8 protein-coding genes and 1 pseudogene are annotated in these 9924 nt (G+C 37.7%); 7 read left to right on the plus strand and 2 right to left on the minus strand.

All coding sequences use genetic code 11. From position 1 onward, the window contains the following. Positions 1-154 precede the first annotated feature (154 nt). The 6 genes from FJR38_RS18070 (at position 155) to FJR38_RS18095 (ending at position 7302) form a co-directional block, all read left to right on the plus strand. The gene (locus FJR38_RS18070) at positions 155-1240 is read left to right on the plus strand and encodes a T3SS effector HopA1 family protein (RefSeq protein ID WP_168491601.1); all 1086 of its coding nucleotides are present in this window, start codon (positions 155-157) and stop codon (positions 1238-1240) included. A 61-nt stretch (positions 1241-1301) separates the two neighbouring features. Beyond that, positions 1302-1865: a YbjN domain-containing protein gene (locus tag FJR38_RS18075; RefSeq protein WP_168538570.1), complete on the plus strand. Its 564-nt coding sequence runs from the start codon at positions 1302-1304 to the stop codon at positions 1863-1865. A 250-nt stretch (positions 1866-2115) separates the two neighbouring features. After that, positions 2116-2613 carry a hypothetical protein gene (locus FJR38_RS18080; RefSeq protein WP_168491605.1) on the plus strand — a complete coding sequence of 166 codons (498 nt, stop codon included), beginning with the start codon at positions 2116-2118 and terminating at the stop codon, positions 2611-2613. A 98-nt stretch (positions 2614-2711) separates the two neighbouring features. Beyond that, complete coding sequence (locus FJR38_RS18085; RefSeq protein WP_168538572.1) at positions 2712-3104, plus strand: DUF2358 domain-containing protein; 393 nt, start codon at positions 2712-2714, stop codon at positions 3102-3104. Positions 3105-3147: 43 nt separating this feature from the next. Further along, positions 3148-4335: a TRC40/GET3/ArsA family transport-energizing ATPase gene (locus FJR38_RS18090; RefSeq protein WP_168491609.1), complete on the plus strand. Its 1188-nt coding sequence runs from the start codon at positions 3148-3150 to the stop codon at positions 4333-4335. Positions 4336-4527: 192 nt separating this feature from the next. Beyond that, positions 4528-7302, plus strand: a complete 2775-nt coding sequence (locus FJR38_RS18095; RefSeq protein WP_254449500.1) for a GAF domain-containing protein — start codon at positions 4528-4530, stop codon at positions 7300-7302. 67 nt (positions 7303-7369) lie between these two features. Here FJR38_RS18095 and FJR38_RS18100 read toward each other — a convergent pair whose 3' ends face one another. Together FJR38_RS18100 and FJR38_RS18105 are read right to left on the minus strand one after the other, a co-directional pair. Next, positions 7370-8740: a DUF2330 domain-containing protein gene (locus FJR38_RS18100; protein WP_168538574.1), complete on the minus strand. Its 1371-nt coding sequence runs from the start codon at positions 8738-8740 to the stop codon at positions 7370-7372. Between the two features lie 9 nt (positions 8741-8749). Continuing rightward, positions 8750-9568 carry an RnfABCDGE type electron transport complex subunit D gene (locus tag FJR38_RS18105; RefSeq protein ID WP_168491673.1) on the minus strand — a complete coding sequence of 273 codons (819 nt, stop codon included), beginning with the start codon at positions 9566-9568 and terminating at the stop codon, positions 8750-8752. Positions 9569-9672: 104 nt separating this feature from the next. Here FJR38_RS18105 and FJR38_RS18110 point away from each other — a divergent pair. Then, a pseudogene (locus FJR38_RS18110) lies at positions 9673-9924 on the plus strand (polysaccharide deacetylase family protein); the annotation flags it as partial.

The following is a 9924-nucleotide window of genomic DNA, read 5'->3' on the forward strand; positions in this document are numbered from 1 at the left end:
ATGGTTCTTTATGTTCAGGACTTACGCACAAGTCACGAAAGAACGAACCACGAAGGAACGAAGAACACGAAGAAAAGAGAGTTTCAGAGATATTTTGCGTAAGTCCTAATGTTTACATATATATTTTTCTGAAGTTTGAGGTGTGAATGTTTTGATGCTTGAAGACTCTACCAGCCAAATCGTAAATTCATTGTTCGATATTGCCAGTAATATCCAGATTGAACCTAATTTTTGTATTTACCATCCTCATTATCAACCTTTTGCTTTACCCGCTACTGTGGCAAATAGGTTTCAACAAAATTCACCCTCTCTACAACAGAAGTATTTGAACATACTTCTGCGGAATTTCCTTTATGGTATTTATTATAATGGCTCACTGCAAACAGTTTTAGCAGCAAATAGTCATAATTATCAACCACAGCTAAATTCAATTGAAAATAATAGCTTGGGTGTAGATGGAGATTTTTATGAACAACTGCATCATCATAATCATGGTACAGGCAATTATGAACCCAATTGGCAGGTTTTGAGAATTGAACCTGATGGGAGTATGGCAGTTATTAAAAATGGTTTAACATTATATATTGAGCCAGAATGTCATCTTAAATCCCGGAAAAAGTCTCCTAAAGTTGGGGAATTAATAGCAATATGGATGCCTAAAAATCGCCTCCAAAATGGCTGTTATGTGGCAGTAAGTAATATGGGTGTAGAAAGCCAAAATCCCCCAGAACATACTGATTTGACAGTGGGACGGATTTATTTTAATGTGACATCAACGGGAGCGATCGCTCTCATGGATAGCTTAACAGAAGCATTAAATAACGCCAAAATTCCTTTTAGTTTTCAGGTTCTTTATAATCCCGCTGCCTATGGGCGTTATGATGCCGGTGTACTGCACTTTGAACGCCTAGACTATCCCACAATTCGGACTATTCTGCGAGAGATTTATCAACAACATCAAGCCCATTTTCAATCAGAAATACCCTTATTTACAAAATTTTTAGCACCGGGTTTAGGTTTAGCAGAAGAACCAAATCAAAAATTTGCCCCTCAAGAAAGCTTTGGTATGAACCGTTGTCAAATCGTGGCCAATGCCTTATTGGAAGCGTGGGATAAAGGTAAAAATGCCCTTGAAGAACGGATAGACATGATCAATCAACACTTTGCCCAACACCTGATTGACGTGCAGCATCCTTATCTTAATCCTGCCTCTAATGACATATATCAGCCGTTAAATTGATTTTTGAGAGATTTAATCATCCAGAAAGCGTTACCCTAGATCGTAAAGTTCAGGGATAATTATGACACTGGAAGAAATAGCAGGGACGTTAGCAGAGTTATTTAGTGCTGAAGTTGTAAAATCTATTGCCCCTGGATCTTGGCAAATCGAAACTGCTGATTTTCGCTTGTTGGTGCTGCTTTCAGAAGATAATACATGGTTACGGATCTTACTGCCAATTATGCCTTTGCAAGAAGCTGAACCATTTTTAAAACAGTTTCTAGAGGCTAACTTTGATGACACCCAAGAAACTCGCTATGCTCTATATGATGGGGTAGTCTGGGGAGTATTTCAGCATAATAGCGGCACTTTGGCTAATGCGGATTTTGCAAATGCGATCGCTCGTCTAATTTCATTGTATCAAGCAGGTGTCAATGATGTTTTCAATAATCTAGTAGAAACCCGTATCCGCGAAATTATTCAAGCTGCAAAACAACAGAGACAATCTCTAGAAGCAACTATGCAGAATCTAGATCGTTTTTATGCAGAAGGATTATTAGGAGATATTGACCAAAGTCCCCAGGGTAGAGAACAAGTTTTAGCAGCTTGGCGGCGACGATTAGAAAGTCTTTGGGGTGAACTGTAGTAATTAGGTGACAGGTGACAGGTGACAGGTGACAGGTAATAGGTGATAGGTAATAGGTGATAGGTGATAGGTGGTGGAACGAACCTTTGGGCGTGCGGTGTCGGCAATTTGTCAGAGATGATGAGTTATAGACTGAAACATCTGAGAGCTTGATATAGCTGACTATGATCCGTATTATAGTGAGGGGATTCGCATCTAATTTGACTCCTCAAAACTTTCCTTTTCAAACATCCTCCAAGGAATCCAGAGCATGACACTCGCACAACTCCAAACTCAAATCAAAGAAAAATTAGCCAAAATAGAAGAGCAGCAACAAGCATTATTAGATTCTCAAGAAGAATTATCTTTGCTTTTAGAGAAGGAAAAAATCATGCAACAAGTAGCACATGAAAAAATCAAAGAAGCAGCACAGCTATTAAGAGCAGCACAAGCTAATTTAGACTGTACAACCGAGGAGATTCTAGATATTACTAAATCAGAAATGATTAGTCCTGAAATAGAACCAGAAGTAGAAGATGAGTTTGATTTATTAGCACAATATAATCAAAAGGGTTTAATTTTAGGTTCTCTAGAAGTTGAGCTAGAAAAATCTGAATTTAGTATCACAGAAGGTCAAGAAGAATTGGTCAATGCCCTAACTGAAAAACTCGATGACTTTGAATTCGCTTTATCCCGTTTACCTCTAGAAGAAAGAGATTATGCCAGAGTAAAGCTTCAATCTATCATAGGTAATTTTGTCAATAAGTAGGGATTGGTTAGATAATTGACAATTGATAATTGACAATTGACAACGCTTACTAACTTAGATTCGAGACTATTTTTATCTCCTGCTACTTCTGTGAATTTATGGATATTATTGAAACTCTCAAAGCTGATTATGCTAAATTTCCTGCTAATCAAACTTACAGCATTTATGCAAAAGATGTTTATTTTCAAGATGCTGTTTTCAAGTTTCGGGGAATTGAGCTTTATAAATGGATGATTAAATTTATCCAGACCTTTTTTTTGAATCTACAAATGGATTTGCATAACATCCAACGTCAGGAAGAAATCATTAAAACTGAATGGACTCTGAGTTGGAATTCGCCACTTCCTTGGAAACCGCGAATTTCTATTTCTGGTTGGAGTGAATTACGTCTGAATGTTGATAATTTAATTATTTCTCATATTGATTATTGGCACTGTTCCCGTTTAGATGTAATTAAGCAGCATTTCCTTTCCTCGAAAAACCAATCATAATGTAAATAAATGTAAACAAACTTCAGGCAAGAAGGAATCATCCATGCGAGTAATTTTAATGACAGGGAAAGGTGGTGTGGGTAAAACCTCCGTTGCCGCAGCCACTGGACTTCGTTGTGCAGAACTTGGCTATCGGACATTAGTTTTAAGTACAGACCCCGCTCACTCCCTTGCAGATAGCTTTGACATAGAATTAGGACATGACTCTCGCCTAGTTCGTCCTAATTTGTGGGGTGCAGAATTAGATGCTCTCCAAGAATTAGAAGGTAATTGGGGGGCTGTGAAACGCTACATTACCCAAGTTCTCCAAGCTAGAGGTTTAGACGGTATACAAGCGGAAGAACTAGCAATTTTACCAGGTATGGATGAAATTTTCGGCTTGGTGAGAATGAAACGTCATTATGATGAAGGGGAATATGACGTTTTAATTATTGATTCAGCCCCCACTGGTACAGCATTAAGACTGTTAAGTTTGCCAGAAGTTGGCGGTTGGTATATGCGCCGTTTTTACAAACCTTTCCAAAATATTTCTGTTGCTCTGAGACCACTTGTAGAACCTTTTTTCAAACCCATTGCTGGTTTTTCTTTGCCAGATAAAGAAGTAATGGATGCACCTTATGAATTTTATGAGCAAATTGAAGCTTTGGAAAAAGTTTTAACTGATAATACTCAAACCTCAGTGCGTCTAGTTACCAACCCCGAAAAAATGGTAATTAAAGAATCTCTCCGCGCTCATGCCTATCTCAGTTTGTATAATGTAGCCACAGATTTAATTATTGCTAACAGAATTATTCCCCAAGAAGTAACAGATCCATTTTTCCAACGCTGGAAGGAAAATCAAGAACAATACCGTCAAGAAATTCATGCTAATTTCTTGCCTCTGCCAGTCAAGGAAGTACCCTTGTATTCTGAAGAATTGTGTGGTTTAGCAGCTTTAGAAAGGTTGAAAGAAACCCTGTACAAAGACGAAGATCCAACTCAGATTTATTATAAAGAAACCACAATTAGGATTGTTCAAGATAACAACCAATACTGTTTGGAATTGTATTTACCCAATATTCCCAAAAGTCAAGTTCAACTGAGTAAAACTGGAGATGAATTAAATATTACTATTGGTAATCATCGCCGTAATTTGGTATTACCTCAAGCTTTAGCAGCATTGCAACCAGCAGGAGCAAAAATGGAAGATGATTATCTGAAAATTCGCTTTGCTGAAAGTACGGGAGTTTAATTCTTAGAAGAGGTGAAATCTATCTAAACTTTGAGATCCCCGACTGATTAAATAAGTCGGGGATCTTGTTATCTTGTGATGTTGATAAACTGTATAACAGTATTTCTACTGAAGACAAGCCGGAGAGGAAAGTCTGAAAATATCTTTATTCAGATTGTATAATATTAAGCAGAAATCTATTATTTTTATATTATGAAAAATATCACTGACATACCCACACTAAATTTAGGAACTGGTATGGCTCAAGAAACTTTACTCCGTCGGATTACACATAGTATCCGTCAGTCATTAGAATTAGAAGATATTATTACAGCAACTACCGCTGAAGTACGTTCCTTGTTGGGAACTGACCGAGTGATGATTTATAGGTTTAATGGAGATCAAAGTGGACAGGTAATTGCTGAGTCAATTTATGAAAATCGTTTACCATCTTTACTGGGGTTAAATTTTCCCGCTGATGATATTCCCCTCCATGCGAGGGAAATGTTCATTCAATCACGGGTGCGTTCTGTCGTCAATGTGGATTCTCAGCAAATTGGTCAGAGTTCTGTATCAAATTTAGCAAGAGAAGATAATAGATATGAAGATATTTATTACCGTCCTGTAGATCCATGCCACGTAGAATATTTAACAGCAATGGGGGTAAAATCTTCTGTAGTTGCGCCGATTATTCATGAAGATCAACTGTGGGGTTTGTTGGTATCTCATCATTCCCAAGCCCGTGAAGTTGTCGAGTATGAACTAGACGCAATGCAGATGGTAGTTGAACAGTTATCTGTAGCGATCGCTCACAGTAATCTCCTCGCCCAAACCCGCGCCAGAGCCGAACGAGAAGCCATTGTTAACCGCATTGCCACCCTCCTCCATTCCCTCCCTACCATAGTCTTAGAACCGGCTTTAGAAGCAGCGGTAACTGCCTTTCATGGCGTAGGAGGGAGATTGTGTCTGAGAGATAATGCCTTCGATCTCATTCACAGCACCTTTAAAAGTTTACCAGAATGTTTAATCCCTGGCAGCGATCGCATCCGTGTTTATACTTATGGACAACAGCCAGTAATTCCTGAATCTAATATCTATCCATTATTAGAGCAGTATAGTGTTTGGCAGGAACATTATAAAACAGGTAAATATGATGTTTGGGCAATTGATGATATTTATCAAAACCCCAATTTACGCATTGTTCAACTAGCTTTTAAACCGACAAAAATTCGCAGCATTTTGATGATTCCCCTCCATTATCGCCAGCAATTAGTCGGATATTTAAGTATTTTTCGTAATGAAATAGATACAGAAACCCTTTGGGCTGGTCAATTTGATCCTGATAATAGACAACTTTATCCTCGATTATCTTTTGAAATTTGGCGGGAATCTAAACATGGACAACCTCAAAATTGGACTCATGAAGAAATAGAATTAGCCACAGATATTAGTAAACATTTTGCTTCCGCTATTCAACAATATGAACTTTATCAACAGGTACAGGGATTTAATGATAGTTTAGAAAAACAAGTTCAAAAACGCACCTTAGAAATGCGAAGAACTGGAGAACAACAACAAGCTGTATTTGGAGTTATCAACAAAATTAGAGAATCTCTGGATACAAATACTATTTTTCAAACGACGACAAAAGAAGTTTGTCAATTAATTAAAGCAGATCGGGTTTCTGTTTATCGTTTTAGTGCTGATTGGGGTGGAGAATTTGTTGGGGATTTTGAAGCCGCTAGTCCTAATTGGTTTAATGAATCTAAACTTGGTATTAATACCATTTGGAATGACACCTATTTACAAGATACAGAAGGTGGACGTTATCGTTATAACGAAACATTTGCTGTAGATGACATCTACAAAATGGGATTTGCACCCTGTCATGTTGATAATTTAGAACAGTTTCAAATTCATGCTTTTGTATTAGCTCCTATTTTTGTCGGTAAAAAACTTTGGGGTTTACTTTGTAGCTATCAACATTCTGGACCCCGGCAATGGAAAGAGACAGAAATTAACTTTATTAGTCAAATTGCTGGACAACTTGGGGTAGCAATTCAACAAGCTAACCTCTTAATAAAAACTCAACAACAAGCTGAAGAAATAACCCATGCCCTGCATAATTTACAAGCTACCCAAGCCCAACTAATTCAAACTGAAAAAATGTCTTCTTTGGGTCAATTAGTAGCTGGGGTTGCCCATGAAATCAATAATCCAGTTAACTTTATTTGTGGCAACCTCGTTCATATTAATGAATACTCAGAGGATTTGATGAAGATTCTCAATCTTTACCAACAAGAATTATCTGAACCTAGTGATGAGATTTTGGAAGCATCAGAAGAAATAGATTTAGAATTTCTCATGGAAGACTTTCCAAAAACATTGTCTTCCATGAAAGTTGGAGTTGATAGAATTCGGCAAATTGTTCTATCTTTACGGAGTTTCTCCCGTCTTGATGAAGCAGAAATGAAAGATGTCAATATCCATGAAGGTATAGATAGCACCTTATTAATTTTACAACATCGTCTCAAAGCCAGACCAGAAAATAAAGGCATTGAAGTAATTAAAGAATATGGCAATTTACCACTAGTTGATTGTTATGCTGGACAGCTAAATCAAGTATTTATGAATGTTCTGAGTAATGCAATTGATGCGTTAGAAAATTATCGAGTCCCAGAATCAGAAACGCCTCATCATTGTCAAATTACTATCAAAACTAGGGTAGGAGAAGTCAACAATATCAAAACTGCCATTATTACTATTGCTGATAATGGACCAGGAATGGTTGGAGGTTTAGCATCTAGAGTATTTGACCCATTTTTTACTACCAAACCAGTGGGCAAAGGTACTGGTTTAGGGCTATCAATTAGTTACCAAATTGTCGTAGAAAAACACTCTGGTATTTTGAAATGTAATTCACAACCAGGAATAGGTACAGAATTCTGGATAGAAATTCCCATTAAACAAATCATTACAGAAGGTTAAGAGATTTGCCTGGGCGCACGACGGTACGGGAATGGGCGCAGGGACTGCGCCCCTACGGAATTCGTTTTTAAATACCTAACCAAGCTAGGAAATTATCCCACCAAGAAGTAGAAAGATTTTCTCCAGAAAATTGCATTTTTTGGCGAATATTTTGAATATTCCAGTTAGTGAGTCTAGCTAGAGTTTGGGCTTCTTTTTCAAATCGCTGGTTTAAAGAACTTTTGTATTTTTTCCCCGCACTACATTGAAGATTTCCTGTAAATGGGTGTTGTAAAACATAACGTCCTTGAAAAGATTCCCTCTGGGAAGTTGCTTGAAACATCAAATCTTCGGGAAACTTATTTCTGCTATAGCGGACGTGTAACCGAGTAATAAAAACACCACTACTAGGGAAACGAGAACGAAAACCGGGAGATATTGGTCTATCACTATTATTATCCAACCAAAAAACACCCGCTTGTTTTAATTCTTCATTATTTAATGGTTCAGTAGAACAAGGATCACAACTACTCATATCCCAAGCATATTCTAAAAATCCAACTTTTTTATCTTCTTTGGTGTAGGAAGTTTGGAATAAAGATTTATAAAAATCACCAAATTCATTCTTCACAAAAACAGGAATGTTCATATTTGAAGGAACTTTAACAGTGCGATAATTAGTAATTTCTGCCTGTCCTTGGGGTGAGAGAATATAAACAATTAAATCCTGTTCCTTAGTAGCATTAATCATTCCTAAACGAATCGGTAACATAAACTTAGGTGATTCGTAGGAAATTTGTAAAGGACGCAGTAATTGATAACCTGATTCGGCAAATTTATCTAAGTTGACTTTAGCAACAAAGAATTTCATGGAAGAACGAATATAGGGTTTAAGTAATTCTTTTGCCCCTTTAGGAATTTTATAACCATTGCGATTTAGCCAAATTTCTAGTCCACCAGATTCCTTCGCACTGAGGATGACAATATCATATTCACCAACATTAAATTTGGCTTCAACAGTCACTCCTAAACTGCTATCTTTCTCCATTTCATTAGCTACACCTCTCATTCTTACTGCTGCTGATGGTACTGGCATACGTGACATCATTTGTTCTGGGGCGCAGGGGTCAGAATCGAAATATTCAACTAATCTGGGGGCGCTAAAAGCATCTAGTTTCTCAATAATTTTTGGTTCAGCAACATGAACTTGTTCTTTTTTCAATACGCTAGGAACAGGAATCACAACTGCAAAATCTTTAACTTCACCTTGAAAATCATTAGCCATTGTTAAAACGGTGCGATTTCCATCTCTGGCAATTACGACTTGTGAAGCTTGGTTATATAGTTTTGCATCAGCTTTAGCTACATAAAAACCACAAAAAGCCCAAGCTGTAGGTGCAAAACACAGCACCGCCAAAAGTGCAGATATTAAGGGCATGAATAGGCGAAATAGTTGCATTTTAATTCCTTAATTGATGATAGTTAATTGGTGAGTTTCTGCTTGATTATTCCAGTAAAATCTAGGTTTAACCCAGAATTTATCTAAGAAAATAGTCAATGGGGCAAGGGCAAATAAAGCCCAAAATACAGCAGTGGGTATAAAGAAATAATTCCGCAAAATAAACGTTAAGAAAGCAATAGATATTGCCCAAATAATTCGACTCATCGGGGCGTTAGGAATTGACCGGGGATCTGTCACCATAAAGAGAGCAAATAACAGGAAAGATCCACTCATTAAATGATGGAAATAAACATCCCAAGTCCAACCTAACCACATATTTCTGATGGCTGCTAAGAGGGAATAAGCACCTAAAAAAGCGGCAGTAGTATCCCAACGACCAACACGCTGTAAAATCATGCCTCCAGTCCCTGCAAATAACAACGCATACCACCATTCTTCCCCCCATTGTCCTGGTGTAACCCAAGCATCATTAGTGAGGGTAAGAACAGCAATAATGCCAAAATTGGCAGGGTTGAAGAAATGCTTTTCCCCAGATTGGAAAATGAATTTACTCGCTATGGCTGCAAATCCAGCTAAGGCCATTGTTGTCCAATGATCTGCGCGTAATAGTAAACTCAGTCCCAGAGAGGTAATTAAAGGACTACGGAGATTAATTACTTCTGGGGATTTGGTGAGCAATGAGAAGATGATTTGAGTTATGATGCAGGAGGCGATCGCCACACCAATCAGTTCTGGGTGTAGTGTCCAGTCTCGTGTTCCAATTCCCAAAATCAGAAATAAACTCAGAAACAGAATTTGATAATCTCGAATATCTTTGAACAACATCATCTTGAGTCCAGGGATTACCCGCAGATTTTTTCCCAATTTAAACCAGTGTGATCATAAATTAGGTTGTTGTTACAGTTTTTGTTACAAATTTATTTTTAATAATGGAATTTGCTCCCCTATTTCCCTTTGTTTATCGGCTTCTCCAACCCACTTTTCCCCATTGTCTATGGGGTGGAAACTCAAGCAGCAAGAGTATCTCCTTGACTTTTGATGATGGACCTCATCCCCAATACACACCCCAAGTATTAGCGGTTTTAAAGCGTTACAATATTACCGCTAGTTTTTTCTGGTTAGGAAATTGTGTAAATCGGTTTCCAGAAATTGCGAAAACAGTCAGCGAAGAAGGACATTGG

The sequence above is a fragment of the Anabaena sp. UHCC 0253 genome, from assembly GCF_009712085.1.
In the GTDB taxonomy this organism is placed as follows: domain Bacteria; phylum Cyanobacteriota; class Cyanobacteriia; order Cyanobacteriales; family Nostocaceae; genus Dolichospermum.

Bases quoted from the DNA above. Each gene is read 5' to 3' on its own strand.
- FJR38_RS18070 (WP_168491601.1), top strand. From the start codon at position 155: ATGCTTGAAGACTCTACCAGCCAAATCGTAAATTCATTGTTCGATATT.
- FJR38_RS18075 (WP_168538570.1), top strand. From the start codon at position 1,302: ATGACACTGGAAGAAATAGCAGGGACGTTAGCAGAGTTATTTAGTGCT.
- FJR38_RS18080 (WP_168491605.1), top strand. From the start codon at position 2,116: ATGACACTCGCACAACTCCAAACTCAAATCAAAGAAAAATTAGCCAAA.
- FJR38_RS18085 (WP_168538572.1), top strand. From the start codon at position 2,712: ATGGATATTATTGAAACTCTCAAAGCTGATTATGCTAAATTTCCTGCT.
- FJR38_RS18090 (WP_168491609.1), top strand. From the start codon at position 3,148: ATGCGAGTAATTTTAATGACAGGGAAAGGTGGTGTGGGTAAAACCTCC.
- FJR38_RS18095 (WP_254449500.1), top strand. From the start codon at position 4,528: ATGAAAAATATCACTGACATACCCACACTAAATTTAGGAACTGGTATG.
- FJR38_RS18100 (WP_168538574.1), bottom strand. From the start codon at position 8,740: ATGCAACTATTTCGCCTATTCATGCCCTTAATATCTGCACTTTTGGCG.
- FJR38_RS18105 (WP_168491673.1), bottom strand. From the start codon at position 9,568: ATGTTGTTCAAAGATATTCGAGATTATCAAATTCTGTTTCTGAGTTTA.